Genomic DNA, 21,294 nt, shown 5'->3' with positions numbered 1-21,294 from the left:
CTAAATGTAGAAATTTGAATCATTCCATTTTTACAACAATCCTTGTTGCTGCATTAGGTGCAATGCTGATCAACGGATGCGCAGGTGCAAAAAATGCATCCACTGGAACTGAGGCTGGAAAAGGGTTTACAGGTTACACTAACCCGGTAATGTGGGCTGATGTACCGGATATGTCTGTCACGCGTTCGGGCAGCGATTATTATTTGATCAGTACCACTATGCATCTGATGCCGGGTGCGCCTGTGATGAAGTCGAAAGACCTTGTGCACTGGGAAATTGCCAGTTATGTATTCGATAGCCTGACAGATAATTCAAAGTATAATTTATTGAATGGGACGGTTTACGGAAGGGGCCAGTGGGCCTCTTCCATCCGTTATCACAGCGGGAAATATTATGTACTCTTTTCACCGAATGATCAACCGTACCGGCCTTATATCTATTCAACCAATAATCCGTCAACGGAAAAATGGTCACTCGTCTCGCGCACCCAGCATTTTCATGACGCGTCATTATTCTTTGATGATGATGGCCGTGTATATGTTTTTTCCGGTACTGGCTCTTTAAGGGAATTGAAGAAAGATCTTTCGGATGTGGAACCCAATGGTGTTAACAGGAAGATCTTCGAACGCGATGGAACGGAAACAGGATTGCTGGAAGGCAGCCAGGTGGTGAAATATAATGGCAGGTACTATCTGTTGATGATCTCCTGGCCGAGGGGGAAACCAAGGCGACAGGTTTGCAATCGCGCAGATAAGATCACCGGTCCTTACGAAAAGCAAGTGATCCTGCAGGATAATTTCGCGGGGTTTCCTTACGCGGGTCAGGGCGCGATAATCGATGATGAAAAAGGTAACTGGTATGGACTGATCTTCCAGGACAGAGGTGGTGTAGGCCGTGTTCCTTTACTAATGCCCGTGCGCTGGATTGATGGCTGGCCTATGCTTGGTGATTCAACAGGGAAAGTACCACTGAGTGCAGAGATACCTTTGCAAACATATGACAATGGAAAACGGCTTGTGGAAAGTGATGATTTTTCAGATAGGAAATTAAAGATCAACTGGCAATGGAATCATAACCCGGTGAATGAAGCATGGTCGCTCACAGAGAGGCCTGGCTATCTTCGGTTGAAAACGAGCAGGGTGGTCGACAATTTATTTCTTGCACCGAATTCGATCACGCAACGGATGGAGGGCCCAACCTGTTCGGGTATCATTGGTCTTGACGTGTCAAAGATGAAGGATGGTGATGTGGCCGGTCTGAGTGCCTTTAACGGACATGCCGGAAATCTGGCAGTGATAATGGAAAACGGAAAGAAGTTTCTGACCATGGCAACCAATGTAGTGGATATGGACAACGCCAAGACTGTGTTGGGCGTAAACCCGGAGGAGAAAGCTCGTGTTGATCTTACTACTGATATCATTTACCTGCGCGTGGATGCGGATTTTAATCTTAATAGGGATATCGCAACTTTTTATTACAGTTTAAATAATAAAGACTGGAATAAGATCGGGATCGATTTTGCAATGCGCTTTGATTATACCAAACTTTTTATGGGCAGCAAGTTTGCGATCTTTAACTACGCAACTAAAAGCCTGGGAGGATGGGTTGATGTGGACTTCTTCAAATACGAGAGTAAATAAATGTCTTTGCCATGCATTTCTTCCATTCTCATACTACCCTTCAAATAAATGCGGAGAGACAATAACAAGATCGTACAGAATAAAAAAATCATGAAACGTTCCATACTTTACTTCGTTCTGAGCAGTTTATGCTTTTTGCAGTTAAATGCACAGAATCCGATCATTCAAGCAATCTACACGGCTGATCCTGCCGCACTCGTGCACAAAGACACGCTTTTTTTATATACTGGTCATGATGAAGATGGTTCAACCTGGTTTACGATGAAGGACTGGCATGTATATTCAACTACAGATATGGTGAACTGGACAGACCGTGGATCACCACTTTCTTTAAAAACATTTAAGTGGGCTACGCAGGATGCGTGGGCAAGTCATTGCATTGAACGCGATGGAAAGTTTTACTGGTATGTATGTGTGAAGGATACAACGGTGAAAAGAATGGCGATCGGGGTGGCTGTAGCTGATAAGCCCACAGGTCCGTTCATTGATCCGCTGGGCAAGCCGCTGGTTGCCGCACACTGGGGAGATATCGATCCGGCGGCGTTTATTGATGATGATGGACAGGCCTACCTGTATTGGGGAAATCCTGATCTCTGGTATGTGAAGCTGAACAGTGATATGATCTCTTATGATAATGCTGTCGGCGTGGTGAAAGTACCGCTCGATAAGCAAGGGTTTCATTATCGTGATAAAGGAGCTGATAAAAGACCTTCGGCGTATGAAGAAGGGCCCTGGCTGTATAAGCGGAATGGTCTTTATTACCTGCTATATGCAGCTGGCGGTGTTCCCGAGCATTTGGCGTACTCTACAAGTAACAGTCCGACCGGTCCATGGAAGTACCAGGATACTGTTATGACGAGATTGCCTGTAAAGCCTGCTTTTACCAATCATCCGGGTTTAGTGGATTATAAGAGCCGGACCTTTATGTTCTATCACAATGCGGGCCTTCCCGGTGGCGGTGGTTTTACCCGCTCTGTATGTGTGGATGAAGCTTTTTTCGACCTGGATGGGTCGTTGCAACGGGTTAAACAAACGGAATCCCTTGCAACCGGTGTCGGTAAACCCGATCCCTATCAACGGCAGCAAGCGGAAACGATCGCCTGGTCGACAGGAGTGGAGACAAGCAGCCATAGCGGAGGAAATATATTCGTTACGGATATTCATTCCGGTGACTACATCAAAGTACGGGATGTAGATTTTAAAAGAGGGGCAAGAAATTTTATATCGAATGTTTTAGGTCTTGGTGGTGGTGTGATAGAGGTGAGGTTGGATTCACTGGATGGAGTAAAGATCGGAACACTTGGCGTGAAGGCCAATTCGCCCTGGAAGACTTTGTCTGCACGGGTATTGCGCGCATCCGGCGTGCATGATGTTTTCTTTGTTTTTAAAGGAGGGGAGGGGCGATTGTTTGAATTCGATTGGTGGCAGTTCAAGAAATGATGGCGTTTTCGAAAAGACTGGCGTAAGTTCCCGCCGATTTCGCAGATCTTATTAATCGTAGTGTTAGAGCACCCTTTGCAAAGGCAGGTATTTTATACGAAGGCGCGGATTTCGCAGATTAGTTTTTATCGATGGATATTGTCTGTGTAACCTGCGCATCCGGGCTACTAAAAGTCGGTTAAATATTGTCATCTTAATAATAGACAAGATAAAATCTGCGGAATCGGCGGGAACCCTTTCAAAGTCGTACCTTGGTCCGGCGATTGAACATTGATACAGATCATCATCCATACTGTGAAGTTTTGCCTCATGAAGTATAAAGTTTTTTGGATACTGCTGCTTTTATTTTCTGCCGACTTATTTGCGCAGGATATCGACCTGCACTTTGTGAACTTCGGAAGCAGGGAAGGACTTTCTTCCAGCACCGTAAATGCCATCATCAAAGACAAATACGGTTTTATGTGGTTCGCGACGGATGATGGTTTGAACAAGTTCGATGGGCTGCGTTTTACAGTTTACCGGCATAATGTGAATGATTCTACCACGCTCCGCTCCAACCGCGTACTGGGACTGTATGAAGATAAGGACGGGAATGTATGGGTTGGTACAAGCGCATCGTTGTCTTTGTATAACAGGAGCCGGAATACATTTGAGCATATCAATCTTACTTACGGAAACGCTGCCAGGGTGATGTGCGGCGACAAGCAGGGCAATCTTTGGGTGGGTGGCTATGGTGGCGTATTTCGCTACAATCATTCCACGGGTGTGGTTAAACGTTATGTAGTAGAGGATCCTGTGCCGGGCCACCTGGCTTCCAATACCGTGACCAGCCTGTTTGAAGATAATCATGGCAGGATGTGGATAGGTACCAATGCCGGCCTGCAGTTATATCAACCGGCAACTGATCAGTTTCTTTTATTTGCGGCTGGTCCGAATACTGGTTCTATCAGCGACAACATCATCAAAGCGATTCTGCAGGACCAACGCGGTGATCTTTGGATAGGCACGAATGATGGGGGGCTGAACAAATTTATTGCTTCAGATTCTTCCTTCGTCCGGTACATGCACGCAGATGCTGATCCCTATTCCATCAGAAGTAACCGGATCTATTGCCTGGCGGCAGACCCGGAAGGAAAACTTTGGGTGGGTACGGAAAACGGACTGGATATCTTCGATCCGCAAACGGGCAGAGCTCAGCGTGTTGTTAATGATGCAAGGAATAAGTTCAGCCTGAAAGGAAAGTCGCTCAGAAGTTTTTATATAGATACCGCAGGTATTTACTGGGTAGGCACCTTTCAAAGCGGGGTCAGTAAGTATGATAAGAACCTTACCTCTTTTGCGCTGGTGCAGAGTAATCCCTTTGATCCGTCGGGGCTTTCTTCTCCTAAAGTGACCAGCTTTGCTGAAGCTCCCGGTGGAAAGATCTATGTTGGTACAGACGATGGGGGATTAAGCCTGTATAATCCGTTCACGGGGCTGTTCAAAAAAATCAGTTTGGGTGAAACGCCACTGACTATCCTGTCAATGGAGCGCTCCGGGGATGACCTTTGGGTGGGTACCTACCGCCAGGGCATCTTTGTAATGAATACCATAACAGGTAGGATCAGGCATTTTACGAAGGAGGACGGAGTCTCAGGGTTATCGAACAATGAGATCTTTGCGTTGAAAAGAGACCGCTATGGCAATGTATGGGCTGGAACAAACGGACAAAGCGTTGACATTTTTGATCCGAAGACGGGGAAGTTTCAAAAATTCGAAGAATATATACACGGAGCAACAGGAGACAAACCTGCAACGCTTGCGTTCGTAAGAGCAATCGAAGAAGATAATGCCGGTAATATCTGGATCGCATCTACAGGCAGGGGCATCGATGTGTTCAATCCTGTCCTGAAAACGCTGAAAATTTATAACCGCGGTAATACCGGGCTGCAGATCGAGGACATCCATACATTTCTTGCAACGACTGATGGCCGGGTATGGCTTGGAACAGCCGGTAATGGATTGTATTATTTTGATGCATCAACTGCTGGTATTAAAAGTGTGGAAACCAGCCAGCGTGTGCCCAATTCAATGATCTTCAAAATTCTCCAGGATGAAGCGGGACGGATCTGGTTCAGTACGAATAAAGGCATCAGCTCGCTGGATGTAAAAACGAAAAGCTTACGCAACTATACTTACGAAAATGGATTGCAGCAAAGCTCTTTTGCTCCGGGAGCCGGTTTACGCACATCTGGTGGCGAATTGTATTTTGGGGGCCTCGAAGGTTTCAATCATTTCGTTCCGGCGAAGCTTCATTATAACCAGAATATTCCAAAGGTTGTGTTTACGGGCCTGAAAGTAGATAACCAGGATGTGCTTCCGGGAAACGCAATCATTGATTCAGATATCAGTGTTGCAGAAAAGATCAGGCTGAAATACCGGCAGAATTTTTCAGTGGATTTCACGGCGCTTGATTTTACCAATCCTACCGAATGTCAGTATTCCTACTTTCTTGAAGGATTTGATAAGAAATGGAATGAAGTGGGGGCTTTAAAAACAGTTGTGTTCACCAATCTTGATCCCGGTAACTATAAACTGCTGGTAAAGGCCACCAGTCTTAATGAAGGCTGGAGCACAGAAGCGAAGGTTATTTTTATTTATATAAAGCCGCCGTTCTGGCGTACCGCGTATGCATATATTTTGTATGCCCTGGTAGCCGGATTGATATTATGGGCCATACGGTACAGGGGCATACAAAAATTAAAGAGAAAGTTTGCCGACGAGCAGGAGCGGCTCCGGATAAAACAAATGATCGAGGATGAAAGGAAAGAAGCAGAAAGACAGCGTGAATTTGACCAGGCGAAGATCAAGTTCCTTACCAATCTCAGCCACGAATTCAGAACGCCTATTTCGCTGATCTCCGGGCCGGTGGAAAATCTGCTGGATAAGGAAACGAACAGGGAGAAGGCCGGACAGTTGAATATGGTGAAGCGGAATGCGCGGCGTTTGCTTAACCTGGTCAATCAATTGCTTGATTTCAGGAAACTGGAAGAGAAGGAACTCAAGCTGAATACTGTTCAGGCTGATCTTGTAGCATTCGTCCGGGATGTGAGCGAGGCCTTCAAAGATCTGGCAGACCGCAGAAGAATAAGGTTTGCCCTCAATTCATCCGTTGAAAGTTATTATACGGTATTCGATAAAGACAAGATCGAACGGGTATTATTCAATCTTTTAAGTAATGCCTTTAAGTTCACCGGGGCCGATGGCGAGGTGACCGTTATGATCGGACGGGCCAGTCCCGGTAAGGAAGGAGTGATGATCCATATAATGGATACCGGTATCGGCATGTCTGCAGAAGATCGTGATAAGATATTCGAAAGATTCTTCCAGGGGGAAACGTCTGCCGATGTGATGAACCAGGGTAGCGGTATCGGCTTATCCATTACGAAAGAGTTTGTTCGCTTACACGGTGGATCAATAGATGTTAACAGCATTTTGGGAAAGGGAAGTGATTTTGTTGTTTCGTTGCCGTTACAGGAATTGGAAGCGGTGCGTCCGTTATTAGTGCAATCTTCAGGCGAATTGATTGAAGAGGCAATAGTAAATGCAGAGGACGAACAAATGACTTTTAAAAGCGATGAACTGCTGAAAGTACTTTTGATCGAGGATAATGAGGATTTCAGAGTATACCTCAGGGATCATTTGAAAGCACATTACAAAGTGATAGAGGCTGCTGATGGAAAGGAAGGCTGGCAGAAAGCCCTGTCCTCACATCCGCATGTGATCATCAGTGATATCAGTATGCCACAGATGGATGGTATTACATTGAGCAATAAGATCAAAGCAGATAAGCGCACTGCGCATATTCCCATCATTCTCCTTACTGCCATGACCGGAGATGCAAATCAGTTGAAAGGATTGAAGACGGGGGCGAGTGATTATCTTACCAAACCATTCAGTGCGGATATACTGAAAGTGAAGATCCGCAATATTCTGTTGTTAAGCCATCAGTTGAAAGAAACCTATGAACGGCGATTGAAGGTCGACACCGCACCGGTTGAGGTACAGTCAGAAAATGATAAGTTGCTTTTGAAGATCACAGAATATATTGAAGAGAAATTAGATGCCGATGATTTGTCTGTTGAGCAATTAAGCAAGCACCTGTTCATGAGCCGCGCTACACTGTACAATAAAGTGGTTGATCTCACAGGCGAAACACCGGTTGAGTTCATACGTTCGGTGAGGCTTAATAAAGCAGCAGAATTCCTGGAGAATACGGATATGCGGATCGTGGAGATCAGCTATGCGGTCGGGTTTGCAACACCGAGTTATTTTACAAAGGCATTCAAGCTGAAGTTTAATTTGTCGCCTTCGGAGTATGCGGCGCAGAAGAAGAAAAAGTCTGAATGATAGACAGGCATCTTTCCTGCTGATTCTATTATTCTGTCTTCAGGAAGATGTTTAACTGTTGAGGTATAATTAAAATGGAAAATGTGCAGATCGTGCAGATAATTCCTGTTTAGAAACATATTATCTGCGTGATCTGCACATTCCTGCAGCTTTGAAGATGCAGACCTGGCGTAATCTCCGGGAAACTACGCCAGCCTGATTCAATCCAACTCTAACACAAAGCCGCCAGCGCCCTGCATCACCACATCGATGGTTGACGTTAATCCCGGCGTTGAAATGTCAAACTCCAGCTGGCTCGCTCCGTCTTTGATCAGCAGTGCTTTTTTTGCTTTAAAAGATTTTATATCCAGCCTGATCGTTCTTGCCGTACTTTCTCCGTTAAATCCGGCAACATACCATTTATTCCCCGCCTTTCTTGCGATCACTGCATACTTACCGGGAAAACCTTCAATGAATTTAACCTCATCCCAGCGTACAGGTAAACGTTGAAGAAATGCTTTTACGTCCGCGGGCACATGGCTCATACCATCCGCTGATTCGGCAAAATGCTGTATACCGGATAAGAACAGTACGGACGTGGCCAGTTCAAAGGCACTGGTTGTTTTTCTTTTGACCTGGGTCGGGATCCGGTAAAGATTCATTGGGGTGAAATCCATCGGATCAAAAGCATTACGGGTGAATGGAAGCATCGCACAGTGATTGGCTTCGCGGTCAGCGTCACCCTGGCTGAAGGTGATCATTTCAAATCCTTTCACCGCTTCAGTGGTCACCAGGTTTGGATAAGTCCGGCTCCATCCTCTTGGAAGGGTTGCTCCATGGAAGTTAACAAGCATTTCGAATTGTGCGGCGTCTTTCAGTATGTCGATGTAGTATTGTATTACAGACCGGCCGTCACCGCCAAAGAAATCGATCTTAACACCTTTTACGCCCATTTCTTTTAAACGTGTAAATTCTTTTACGCGGCTCTCATGCGTTAACATTTTATCCTTTGGCGTCATCTTAACAGTATTCCAGTTGCCTGCCGAGTTATACCATAATAGCAATCCTACGTTCTTTGAATTGGCGTATGCAGCAAGTTCTTTGATCTTATCGTACCCGATCTTCGTGTCCCAGCTTGCATCAACAAGGCAATACTGCCATTTCATGTCGGCTGCAAAATCGATGTATTTTTTCTGCTCGTCATAGGTAATAAAATCATCTTTGGACATGATCCAGCTCCAGGATGATTTACCGGGTTTGATCCATTTTGTGTTGCCACCGGCGAATTTCGCAGCGAGATCAGTTCCGTTGGTTGATTCGACGATGGTGCCAAGGCTTCCGATGGTAATGACGCGCCACGGAGAAGTGAATGGCTGACCTGATAGTGGCAGGATACCATCCGGTGCCATGGTTTCCCTTGGGTCGGGAAAGCTGATTTTATAGGATGGGTCACCTTTTGCATTAGTGAGACGCGTTGCGCAATATGTGCCGTCCATTCCCGCTTCCGTGATCAGCACCCATGTGTCACCTGTTTGAAACAATGCCGGATATACCCAACCTGCCGTGGCTGCTGTACCTGCCGGAATATTCTGCCGGTAGTTATCTTCATAAGCCGGGTTGGTACTTTCAAAGCCGGTTTTAGCAACCTGCATTGGTTGGAGAAAGCCCTTTGCGGCGGTATCAAAAGTAAAGGTGGTCAGTTCGTCTGATACAGAAATAGAATCTGCATTGGTTCGGGGTATAATATACTGGAAAGCTACTCCATCATCTGAAACATGGAACTGGATATTCAGGGGTTTGCCATCCGCTGTTGCATAGGAAAATACTTTCCTGTTAGCTTTGAAATTTACCGTGCTTTTTTTCCCTGTGAATAGTTCATAGGATTCTTTTACAGCTTTTGTTTCTGAAACACTGCGCAGCTGAAGTGATTTGGAGTAATCTGCCAGTGAAGTTATCAAACCAAGCCGCGAAGATCTGATCACAGTGTTATGCCTGTAGCTGACACTGTACGAGGGCATGCCATCAGTATGTTGCACCGTTACCGTAATGTTTTTATCAGGGCTTTGAATGGTGCCTTGCTGAGCCTGGCAATTACTTGTTGAATACACTAAAACAATGGCAAACAGGAAAGGTAGATGTACTATGAGCCATTTTTTAATATTAACGGGCAAGAGGACATGCCGGGACTTGATGTCCGGGATTGACGTGGTAAGCATAATTCGTTATTAAAAGATTTCAGGAACAGTGAAATAAAGTCTGTTTAGCAATTTATTATTAATTAAAAAATGAAATCGATTGCAAGAAACGGAAAATTACCTATAATTGTACCTGTAACCGGGATAATTATTGTAAAGTTGACAATTATTTTCGATCAGCCCCCGTTAACCGAATTAAACGATTCATCATGCCTGCAAAACGTTTTTTCAGAAAAGGAATTTTTCTTTCCTTCTCTTTCTTCCTTCTGTTTATATCTGTTTGTTTACAGAACGCTGTTGCTCAGAACAGGCTGTATAAAAACGAATTTCCGCTGCAGGATGTTAAGCTGCAGGACAGCCTTTTTCGTCATGCGCGTGACCTTAACATCAAACACCTGTTGCAGTATGATATTGACCGTCTGATCTATCCTTTCCGCAAAGAAGCCGGCTTACCGGCAAAGGCGAAAGGGTATGCCAATTGGGATGGACTGGATGGCCACGTTGGCGGGCATTACCTCACTGCCTTAGCGATGAATTATGCTGCAACGGGAGATCAGCAATGCAAGGCAAAGATGGAATACATGATCGGGGAACTGAAGGCCTGTGAGCAGGCGAATGCTGCCAATAATCCTGACTGGGCAAAAGGTTATGTCGGCGGTGTTCCAAATAGTAAAGCTATATGGACAGGTCTGCGGAAGGCTGACTTTGGTGCGCTACGCGCAGCATGGGTTCCGTGGTATAATGTACACAAGATGTTTGCGGGGCTCCGTGATGCATGGCTGTATGCCGGCAATGAAGATGCAGGAAAATTGTTCCTCGGCTTTTGTGATTGGACGATCGATATTACCTCTGCATTAAGCGATCAGCAAATGCAGACCATGCTTGACATCGAATATGGAGGAATGAATGAAGTGCTGATTGATGCCTACAAAATGACTTCCCAGGAGAAGTATGCTGTTGCAGCAAAGCGGTTTTCGCACAAAGTATTGCTTGATGCAATGTCAGAAAGACGTGATAACCTTGATAACAAACATGCCAACACACAAGTTCCTAAAGTTGTAGGCTTTCAGCGTATAGCTGAATTGACAGGAGATGATCATTATGATAAAGCCGCATCATTTTTCTGGGAAACAGTTACCGGAAACAGGACGCTGGCATTTGGAGGTAACAGTCGCCGTGAGTTCTTCCCAAGTGCAGCGGCTTCGATCGATTTTGTAAATGAGGTGGAAGGACCTGAGTCCTGTAACTCCTACAATATGCTCAAACTCACCGAAGGGCTGTTCAGGGAAAAACCTTTAGCCAAATACGTTGACTATTATGAAAGGACTTTGTATAATCATATTTTGTCAACGCAGCATCCTGTACATGGCGGCTATGTGTATTTCACCTCTGCACGTCCGCGTCATTACCGGGTTTATTCCGCGCCGAATGAAGCGATGTGGTGTTGCGTTGGCTCGGGTATGGAGAATCATGGAAAGTATGGTCAGTTTATTTACACGCATCAGTCTGATTCACTGTTCGTGAACTTATTTGTCGCTTCTGAACTTGATTGGAAAGAGAAGAATGTAAAGATCACGCAGCAGACGAAATTTCCTTTTGAAGAGCAAACAAGTATCCTCATTAAAGGGGCCGCGAAATTCAAACTGATGATCCGTTATCCATCTTGGGTAAAAGAAGGTGCCTTGAAGATCTCCGTCAACGGTAAGTCCTATCCGGTTAAAAAAGATGCGTCTTCCTACGTTGTCATTGAGCGGGAGTGGAAGGATGGAGATAAGGTGAACGTGGCATTGCCAATGCAGAACAGGATAGAGCAGATGCCGGGTATATCCAACTACATAGCGGTGCTTCACGGACCTGTGCTGCTGGGTGCCAGGGCTGGTACAGAAGATCTGCGTGGTCTAGTAGCAGGTGATAGTCGCTGGGGCCACATTGCCAGTGGAAAGAAATTACCGGTCAACGAAGCACCGATCATTATTGAAAATGATGCGAAGCGTATTGCTGCTGCATTGAAGCCTGTGAATAAACAACCCCTTCATTTTATCGCGTCTTCATTGAAAACTGCTAAAGCTGAAAAGATCTTGCTTGAACCGTTCTTTGGTATTCATGACGCACGGTATATGATATACTGGATGAATTTGTCTTCTACCGGCTACCGGTCCTACCTTGACTCACTGGCAAGGGTAGAAGCAGTGAATATCGCTTTACAGAAACGCACGGTTGATTTTGTAGCGCCGGGGGAACAACAGCCTGAAGCCGACCATTTCATGGAGCGGAAAAATTCCAATTCGGGCAATACCCTTGATCATTTCTGGCGCGACGCAAGAGATGGAGGTTCCTTCTCATATAAACTATCTACGAATGGAGAAACCGGTCTTTCACTTGGCTTGCGTTTTCTTGGTGGTGATCGTGGTAACAGGAAGTTTGATATCTACCTGGATGATCAGCAACTCGTTTCAGTTGATAATACCGGCAAATGGCCCGATCAGCGGTTTCAGGAAGTGGAATATAAGATTCCGGCGGAATTATTGAAAGGGAAAAAGTCGGTTGTCGTAAAATTTCAATCGGTAGCCGGCAGCACTGCGGGACCGGTGTACTACGTCAGGCTATTGCGGAATGGCCAATAGAAAGATCTTGCCCCGCTTTCTTATTTCATAACATCACTCATACGATAAAGAATAACCTGATGAAGCGATTGTTGCTATGTTCTCTTTTACTTTCCGCATTATCGAGCCAGGGCCAGGTAAAACATGGTCTGAAACTTTGGTATAAGCAGCCCGCAGGGAAAGTATGGGAAAATGCTTTACCTGTTGGAAATGGACGTATTGGCGCGATGGTGTATGGAAATGTTGAAAAGGAGATCATCCAGCTGAACGAACATACAGTCTGGAGTGGAAGCCCTAACCGCAACGACAATCCCATGGCGCTGGATTCCCTGGCAACCATCCGCCAGCTGATCTTTGATGGAAAGCACAAGGATGCAGAACGGGTGGCCAATCGTGCGATCATTACGAAAAAGTCACACGGGCAGATGTTCCAACCGGTCGGTAATTTGCTCTTGAGCTTTAATAACCATAATAACTACAGTGATTATTACCGCGAGCTTGACCTTGAAAGAGCTGTAACAAAAACCACATATACGGTGGACGGCGTAAAGTATACAAGAGAGGTGTTTGCGTCATTTCCTGACAGGGTACTTGTGACAAGACTGACGGCAAGCAAACCGAATAGCCTTTCTTTTATCGCTTCCATGTCTACTCCGCAACCGAAGGCATCGGTCAGTATATCGCCGGTTAAATTGCTGACGATAGAAGGCACAGCCATGGATCATGAAGGAGTGAAAGGGATGGTGAAGTTCAAAGGCCTCACACAGATCCGGCTCGAAGGCGGCTCGTTAACGGCTAATGATACAGCTTTGATCGTGGATAAAGCTACCACGGCAACAATTTATACTTCTATCGCCACTAATTTTATCAACTACAGTGATATCAGCGGTGATGAGGGTAAACAGGCGATGAATTATCTTGCGAAAGCGATCAGAAGGCCTTATCCTGTTACCCTGCAACAGCATATTGCAGCGTATCAAAAATTTTTCAACAGATCGTCATTGGATCTTGGAGCAACTGATGCCATCAACGCGCCAACAGATGAGCGGCTGAAGAGTTTTGCATCGGCGAATGATCCGCAATTTGTGACATTGTATTTTCAGTTTGGACGCTATCTGCTGATCTCTTCCTCACAGCCTGGTGGACAGCCGGCTAACCTGCAGGGGATCTGGAATGATAAGATCAGGCCGCCATGGGATAGCAAGTACACGATCAATATCAATGCCCAGATGAATTACTGGCCGGCGGAGAAAACAAATCTTGCTGAATTGCACGAGCCATTTATTCAGATGGTTAAGGATCTTTCTGTGACAGGAAAACAAACCGCTCGCGATATGTATGGCGCACGCGGATGGGTCGCGCATCATAATACGGATATCTGGCGGGTAACGGGTGCTGTTGACGGCGCGCTTTGGGGCGTCTGGAGTGCAGCCGGTGGATGGACAAGCCAGCATTTATGGGAACATTACCTGTATAGCGGAGACAAGAAGTTTCTGGCATCTGTTTACCCGGTGATGAAAGAGGCAGCTACATTTTATGTAGACTTCCTGGTGGAAGAGCCTGTACATCACTGGCTGGTCAGCAATCCCGATATGTCGCCTGAAAATTCACCACGCGGCCGTTCAGGTGCGTCCATCGATGCGGGTACAACCATGACCAACCAGATCATCTTTGATATCTTTTCCAGTACGATCAGGGCTGCCGGTATTTTAAAGAAAGACGCTGCATTTGCTGATACATTGCGGCAGATGCGCAAACGGCTTCCTCCCATGCAAATAGGACAATATGGTCAGTTGCAGGAATGGTTGGATGATCTCGATGATCCCAAGGATAACCACCGGCATGTCTCGCATTTGTACGGTTTGTTCCCGTCCAACCAGATCTCAGCCTATCGTACACCCGAATTATACAATGCCGCAAAAACGACGTTGCTCCAACGCGGCGATATCTCAACCGGCTGGAGCATGGGATGGAAAGTGAACTGGTGGGCGCGGATGCTGGATGGCAATCATGCATACAAACTTATACAGAACCAGCTTACCCCGGTTGGTACAAATGCAGGCGGCGGCGGTACTTACAACAACCTCTTTGATGCACATGCGCCTTTTCAGATAGATGGAAATTTCGGTTGCACTTCCGGTATCACAGAAATGCTCATTCAGAGCGCAAATGGGGAAATTCATTTATTACCTGCATTGCCTGATGTATGGCCATCAGGCAGCATCAGAGGCATTCGGGCCGTTGGCGGTTTCGAAATACAGGATCTGCAATGGAAAGATGGTAAACTGGTAAAAGCAGTTATCCGGTCGAACCTGGGTGGAAATTTAAGATTGAGAGTTCCCAATGCTATAAACAGTGCAAATGGAATTGCGTTAATGCCGGCAAAAGGAATAAATATCAACCCGTATTTCGCGGTAGAAGAGGTGGCCACCGCAATCGTATCCCCGAAAGTCCCTAAACAGCAACCACAGTTAAAGCCCACTTTTATATATGACCTGCCTACGAGGATTGGAGCCGTATACACATTAATCGTGAACGAGTAGTGATAACTGCATTCAACAATATCGCCTTGTATTATTCAAGCTTAATTATGAAACTATCTTTCCGGATAAAGCCGTTAACCATTAAGCCTGCATTGCTCTCCGCGATCGTCGGCTTATCCTTTTTGTCAACTGCCTCAGCGCAGCACGCGCAAAACCCGATCATCTTCGCGGATGTACCCGATCTGTCCATGATCAGGGTGGGAGATACCTATTACATGAGCAGTACCACCATGCACATGAGTCCTGGTGTGCCGATCATGAAGTCAAAAGACATGGTCAACTGGACGCTTGTCAGCTATGCTTATGATGTGCTTGATACTGTTGATGCATTGACGCTCAATAATGGTCAAAGCACGTACGGACGTGGATCATGGGCCAGTTCGATGCGGTATCATAATGGAACGTATTACGTAACCACTTTCGCGCAGACGACCGGTAAGACCTATGTTTATACAACAAAGAATATAGAGAAAGGACCATGGAAGGCCATTTCATTCAAGCCATCCCTTCACGATCATACATTATTCTTTGATGATGACGGAAAAGTTTACCTGATGAATGGTGGCGGCAGGATCATTTTGAATGAATTAAAAGATGATCTGTCTGGTATCAGGCCGGGAACAGAGCCGAAAGTAGTGATCGAAAATGCGAGTTTACCGGCTGGTCCGAATGTTGGCCTTCCGGCCGAAGGATCGCAACTCTTTAAGGTGAATGGCAAATACTATTTGTTCAACATCGCCTGGCCGAAAGGTGGCATGCGTACGGTGATCGTGCACCGGGCAGACCGGATCTTGGGGCCTTATGAAGGCAAAGTTGTATTGCAGGATAAAGGAGTTGCGCAGGGCGGATTGATCAGCACACCTAAAGGGGATTGGTATGCATACCTGTTCCGCGACTACGGTGCAGTTGGCCGCATTCCATACTGGGTACCTGTTACCTGGGAAGATGGCTGGCCTGTACTGGGAGTGGATGGAAAAGTACCGGATTCGCTGACTGGTCTTCCTGTAAGCCGCGGACTTATTCCTGGCATTGTCAACTCAGATGAATTCAGCCGGAAGAAAAATGATGCACCGCTTCCGTTGGTATGGCAATGGAATCATAATCCGGATAATGCACGCTGGTCTTTAAAAAAACGCCCGGGTTACCTGCGTATTATAACCGGCCGTATAGATACTTCCTTTCTGCTGGTGAGGAATATGCTGACGCAGCGGACATTTGGTCCCTATTCTTCCGCGATCACTTCTATTGATGCATCAGGTATGAAGGATGGCGATGTGGCCGGACTTACACTTTTTCAGCAGAAGTATGGTTGGGTAGGAATAAAGCTGGAAAGCGGAAAGAGATTTATCGTGATGGTAAACGCAGATTCTGGCAAACCTTTGGAAGTTGAACGCATTCCGGTTGAAAAGGCTGTGGTATACTTTAAGGCTGATGGTGATTTTAAAGAGAGAGCGGATAAAGGATACTTCTATTACAGTTTGAATGGAAAGGATTGGAAAAAGATCGGTTCAATATTGAAGATGGCCTATACGATTCCGCATTTTATGGGATACCGGTTCGGACTCTTTAACTATGCAACGAAAACAGAGGGCGGATATGCGGATTTTGATTATTTCAGGATCAGCAATAAGATATCGGTGGATCCGAACTGAGCAGGTTTACGATCCGGGAACCCACGCCAGCCAAACTATAAAGTACTTCTCAGCCGAATGCTCATTTCTTGGCTGCCTTACCATTCGCTGATAAGCGTAATGATGATTGGCGTACCAGCAGGTTCGATTTCACCACGATTGTATTCGTCTGATGCAGATTGCCTGTTCCTTTTAAATGATTGATCAGGTTTCTGGCAGCAATCTCGCCCATGTCTTCGCCCGGATAGTTGATGGTGGTCAGCTCAGGTTCGATCAACTCGCCGATCGCATCGTTATTGAAACCTACGATCGCGATATCCTTTGGTACGGATATCCCGTTCCTGATCAGGGTGCGCATACAAAAAGCTGCTACAAAATCATTGGTGATAAAAACCCCGTCCGGCCTCGATTTCATGGCAAGGATCCTGTTGGCCGCCTCGATGCCCCCGTTCTTGTCGAGATCTTCAACGATGAGCAGGCTTTTGTCAAATGTTTTCCCATTGTCCGTCAAAGCCTGTTTATAGCCGCGAAAACGTTCTTCATAAACGTTCCGTGTCAGGCTGGATGTGACGTGGGCAATACGCTTACAACCCTGGTCGATCAGGTGCTGGGTAGCCATATAGCCGCATTTCACGTTATCTATCACAACGACCGTCTTGTCTCCGTCCTGCTCAACGCGGTCGAAGAAAAGGACCGGAATGTTCTTATCAAAGAAAGGTTGAAAGTGGTCGAGATTCTCAGTATCAGCCGATAAAGAAACGATCAGGCCATCCACTCTTTTATACAACAGGTTTTTGGCATTGGCGATCTCTTTTTTTGAACTTTCGGAAGAGTGCGTGATGATGATATCATAACCTTCCTGTGCCGTGATCTTTTCAATTCCCGCCAGTACAGAAGTGATGAAATTACTGTTCAGCTCGTGGACGATGATACCAATGGTCTTGGTTTGCTGTTTACGGAGGCTGCTGGCAAAGTGATTGGTGCGATAGCCGATCTCTTCCGCAAAGTCGTTGATTTTCTTTTTGGTCTTCTTATTAACGGCAGGATGATCCTGCAATCCACGGCTGACCGTTGCAGCAGAGATTTTCAATTCCCTGGCAATATCATATATCGTGATGTCTTTTCCTTTCTTCATACGATGGCTGCTTGCTATGGCCGCGAAGGTAAAAGATATTCACGAAAATGTGTGAAATCGATTGCATTGTGAATGAGCTCCACGGATGGGTGCATCGCTGATATGACTTATGCAAGGGTCCTCGGGGCCAATATCACCCACGGATGTATTTTTCTAAAAAAAATGAAATCGATTGTATTTTTCAGAAAATAATCTATATTGCATCTATTGAATCTGGTTATTATCAGGTTCTGAATAATTTGCCTGTAACAAAAGATTGTGTTTGCTCCCTTTTACAAACGGAAAGAAAAATATGATTGTAGGCTTTAACAACTGAAAAGTTGTTTTTTTAGCCAAAAAAATGCAATCGATTTCATTTTTGATGTAAAACCCAACTTGCTGCTGTATGAAACATAGATCGTCAATGCTATCTGCTGTAGTCAGACCCATCTCTGCGGGTCCATCTGCCATCATTTCCTGCAAGGCGCCACACGGCTCATTTCCTTTACCCGATAATCCTGACAGACCCCCTCCTTATAATTGTTCCCGATCTGGCATTCTCAGCCGGATCGATCTTACTGCTGCACTCATTTCTGATGTGATAACTACCAAATATTAACTATGCTTAAAAAAACAACAACCATGTTTGAACGGATCAGTAAAGCATTCTGCATTACGCTGGTTTTGCAGGCCTTTGCTTTTATGACCTTTGCACAGAGCATCAATGTCAAAGGGCGTATCACCAATGATAAAGGAGAAGCCATTCCCGATGCTTCTGTTATCGTAAAAGGCGGTACTGCAGGTACAGCCTCTGATGCTTCCGGTAATTTTTCTATTTCGGTTTCCAGCGGAACCACACTTGTGATCAGTGCTATCAACTATGTTGAAAAAGAAGTCACTGTTACGTCATCCGAAATTACCATCACACTTGCCAGGGATGAGAAGTCCCTCGGAGATGTCGTGGTGATCGGTTATGGCACTCAGCGGAAAAGGGATGTAACAGGTTCTACTGTTTCCGTGAAAGGGGAAACGCTGAATGAGATCAAAGCTCCCAACATCTATAATCAGTTACAGGGGCGTGCTGCCGGTGTGGATATTGTGAGCAATAGCTCTGATATCGGCGCAGGAGGCAGAATTCTCATCAGGGGAAGCCGCTCTTTAAGTGGCAATAATAATCCTCTTCTTGTGGTCGATGGGATGGTCTATGGTGGCAGCATCAATGACCTGGATCCCGAAAGCATCGCCAATGTGGATATCCTTAAAGACGCATCTGCCACCGCTATTTATGGCTCACGCGGTTCCAATGGTGTACTGATCATTACCACTAAGCGCGGTTCTGCGGGTAAGGCCACTACTTCTTATAACGGGTACATGGGATTTAAGAATGTGATCGGCACTTACGATCTTTTCAACGGAGCGGAGTATGCACAATTCAAAGCAGATGCAGCGGCGGGTAACTCCAACACGGCGGGCCAGAATCTGTACGCGCTTACGGCGGATGAGCAGGCGAATCTTGCCCAGGGGATCAGCACAGACTGGCAGGATCTTCTGCTCACTACAGGCATCAGAACCTCACACGATGTGAGTGTACGTGGTGGTAATGAAAGAACCCAGTTCTATTTTGGCCTTGGTTACTTCAGGGAAACCGGTGTGGTACATGATCAGAATCTTGACCGTTTTTCTTTCAGTGTAAATATCGATCATAAGATCTCTGAGCGCATCAAGGTCGGGTTTACAAGTTTCAATACACTCAATAAATCGAACAGGATCGGAACAAATGCCTATGGCGCGGCAACAAGACTATCGCCGCTGTTCAAGCCGTATAATGACGATGGTTCACTCAACTTCAGACCCGCGATCCAGCAGGGGGCAGATCAGCAACAGATCAACCCGCTGACATCTATTGGCAATGATGACCTGATCAGGGCTTATCAGCGCAGGTACCAGTTCCAGCATAACTTTTATGGAGAAGTGAAAATATTGAAAGACCTGAAATTCAGAACAACCTTCGGCTATGGATGGTCGCAAACGATGAACAACAACTATACAGGTCCTAACACTGTATTCAATTCGAATACAACCGCAGCAGGGGCTAACCTTAGCCAGAACAATTCCGAAGGATGGCAGTATACTATCAATAACTCACTTGAATATAGCAGGACCTTTGACAAACATAAGTTAACGGTACAAGCCCTCCAGGAAGTTCAGAAGAATCATTTCCAGGCTCAGCAGTTCAATGGTTTTGGTGTGCCTGCAGATTTTATCCAGGATTACAACTGGGTGCTGGTGAATACCGTTACTCCACAGGGCGGAAATTTCAACGAGACCGGCCTCATTGGCTACATGGGCAGGGCGATCTATTCTTTTGATGATAAGTATCTGCTCACAGCAACCGTTCGCACAGATGGTGCGTCGGTGCTGGCGCCAGGTCATCAGTATACAACATATCCGGCAGCATCTATCGGATGGAATATCGATCGTGAAAAATTCATGGAGAATGTGAGCTTTGTATCCAGCCTGAAATTGAGAGCAGGTTGGGGTATCAGTTCCAACGCGGGCATCAATGCATATACAACACTTGGAAGCCTGAACTCAAACTTCTACAATTTTGGAGCAGGTACAACAGCCGGAACAAACCTCGCTAACGGCTATACCATCAACACTGCACCAAATCCACTGCTGACCTGGGAAAAGACCGCCGGAACCAATATAGGTGTTGATTTCGCTCTATTCAATAATCGACTGTCTGGTACAATTGAGTATTACAGGACCAGCACAAAAGATATCCTGCTGAGTAAAGAACTTCCGCGCAGCGTTGGTGTGAACTCGCAGCTGACCAACGTGGGTAAAACATCTTCTCATGGTATGGAGTTTACATTGAGCAGTCTGAACGTGGAGACAAAAAGCGGATTTACCTGGCGCACAGATCTCAATGCGTTCTTCAACAGGGAGAAGATCGTAGCCCTGCAAAATAATCTGCAAAGAGATATCGGAAACGGCTGGTTCGTTGGTCAACCTATTGCCGTGATCTTTGATTACAGGAAAGTTGGCATCTGGCAAACAAGCGAGGCTGCACAAGCTGCTGTTTACGGAGTAGCACCAGGTGATATCAAGATCGAAGATGTGAACAAGGATAACGCTATCACCGCAGACGATAAGCAGATCATTGGCAACTATCAGCCGGATTTCGTGGCAGGTTTAACTAACCATTTTGCGTATAAAAACTTTGACCTGAACGTGGTGATGTTCGGTCGCTTTGGACAGAACGCCGTTGTTACGTATCTGTCCGCCGATGGCAGTGCAGCAGGTTTTCCTTTCTTTGGCAACAGCCGTGTGCAGCAACATAAGGTCGATTACTGGACGCCAACCAATCCTACCAATGATTTTCCGCAACCTGATGCCGGAAGAGATGGCCAGAATTTCACCTCAACACTTACTTATCGCGATGGATCTTTCATCAAAGTAAGAACGATCGATCTGGGTTATACAGTTCCGAACAGATGGCTGACCAAAGCAGGCATTCAATCATTGAGATTATATGTATCTGCTCAGAATCCATTTATACTATGGGCTCCATTGGTGAAAGATGGGCTTGGTATCGATCCGGAAGGAAATGGATCCAATACCAATAATGCAGCTATCAGTGCACAGGGTGGTCAACGAGCCGTTCCAACCAGTGCAGTTCTGGTTGGCATGGGAGTTCCATCTACCCGTCAGTTCATTTTCGGAGTCAACCTGAGATTTTAACTTATAAATACAC

The 21,294-nt window shown here is 45.9% G+C and carries 10 protein-coding genes; 8 read left to right on the top strand and 2 right to left on the bottom strand.

Annotated elements, in window-relative coordinates:
- The first annotated feature begins 14 nt into the window (after window positions 1–14).
- The 3 genes from LZZ85_RS18190 to LZZ85_RS18180 all read left to right on the top strand — a co-directional run bounded on the left by LZZ85_RS18190 (window position 15) and on the right by LZZ85_RS18180 (window position 7,469).
- On the top strand, window positions 15–1,640 hold the full coding sequence (locus LZZ85_RS18190; protein WP_237874771.1) for a glycoside hydrolase family 43 protein: 1,626 nt from the start codon (window positions 15–17) through the stop codon (window positions 1,638–1,640).
- Between the two features lie 90 nt (window positions 1,641–1,730).
- Window positions 1,731–3,080 carry a glycoside hydrolase family 43 protein gene (locus LZZ85_RS18185; protein ID WP_237874770.1) on the top strand — a complete coding sequence of 450 codons (1,350 nt, stop codon included), beginning with the start codon at window positions 1,731–1,733 and terminating at the stop codon, window positions 3,078–3,080.
- Between the two features lie 309 nt (window positions 3,081–3,389).
- Entirely contained in the window at window positions 3,390–7,469 is a 4,080-nt protein-coding gene (locus tag LZZ85_RS18180) for a hybrid sensor histidine kinase/response regulator transcription factor (protein WP_237874769.1), read from the top strand.
- 200 nt (window positions 7,470–7,669) lie between these two features.
- Here the strand turns inward: LZZ85_RS18180 and LZZ85_RS18175 are convergent, their stop codons facing one another.
- Window positions 7,670–9,664 carry a glycoside hydrolase family 97 protein gene (locus LZZ85_RS18175; protein WP_237874768.1) on the bottom strand — a complete coding sequence of 665 codons (1,995 nt, stop codon included), beginning with the start codon at window positions 9,662–9,664 and terminating at the stop codon, window positions 7,670–7,672.
- Window positions 9,665–9,852: 188 nt separating this feature from the next.
- On the opposite strand from LZZ85_RS18175, the gene LZZ85_RS18170 reads away from it, so the two are divergent.
- Genes LZZ85_RS18170 through LZZ85_RS18160 form a run of 3 tightly spaced genes read left to right on the top strand, consistent with a single transcriptional unit; the run spans window position 9,853 to window position 16,441 of the window.
- Window positions 9,853–12,267: a glycoside hydrolase family 127 protein gene (locus LZZ85_RS18170; protein ID WP_237874767.1), complete on the top strand. Its 2,415-nt coding sequence runs from the start codon at window positions 9,853–9,855 to the stop codon at window positions 12,265–12,267.
- Between the two features lie 59 nt (window positions 12,268–12,326).
- Entirely contained in the window at window positions 12,327–14,789 is a 2,463-nt protein-coding gene (locus LZZ85_RS18165) for a glycoside hydrolase family 95 protein (RefSeq protein ID WP_237874766.1), read from the top strand.
- Between the two features lie 47 nt (window positions 14,790–14,836).
- The gene (locus tag LZZ85_RS18160; protein ID WP_237874765.1) at window positions 14,837–16,441 is read left to right on the top strand and encodes a glycoside hydrolase family 43 protein; all 1,605 of its coding nucleotides are present in this window, start codon (window positions 14,837–14,839) and stop codon (window positions 16,439–16,441) included.
- A gap of 61 nt (window positions 16,442–16,502) precedes the next feature.
- Here LZZ85_RS18160 and LZZ85_RS18155 read toward each other — a convergent pair whose 3' ends face one another.
- Window positions 16,503–17,555, bottom strand: coding sequence for a LacI family DNA-binding transcriptional regulator (locus LZZ85_RS18155; protein ID WP_237874764.1), 1,053 nt, complete (start codon window positions 17,553–17,555; stop codon window positions 16,503–16,505).
- 385 nt (window positions 17,556–17,940) lie between these two features.
- Between LZZ85_RS18155 and LZZ85_RS18150 the strand changes: the two genes are divergently transcribed.
- Window positions 17,941–18,153, top strand: a complete 213-nt coding sequence (locus LZZ85_RS18150) for a hypothetical protein (protein ID WP_237874763.1) — start codon at window positions 17,941–17,943, stop codon at window positions 18,151–18,153.
- Window positions 18,154–18,155: 2 nt separating this feature from the next.
- Window positions 18,156–21,281: a SusC/RagA family TonB-linked outer membrane protein gene (locus LZZ85_RS18145; RefSeq protein ID WP_237874762.1), complete on the top strand. Its 3,126-nt coding sequence runs from the start codon at window positions 18,156–18,158 to the stop codon at window positions 21,279–21,281.
- Window positions 21,282–21,294: the final 13 nt, after the last annotated feature.

It is taken from the genome of Terrimonas ginsenosidimutans (assembly GCF_022012415.1).
In the GTDB taxonomy this organism is placed as follows: domain Bacteria; phylum Bacteroidota; class Bacteroidia; order Chitinophagales; family Chitinophagaceae; genus Terrimonas_A; species Terrimonas_A ginsenosidimutans.
Note: the sequence above shows the minus strand (reverse complement) of the source record. Positions and strands in the feature narration are given on the sequence as shown.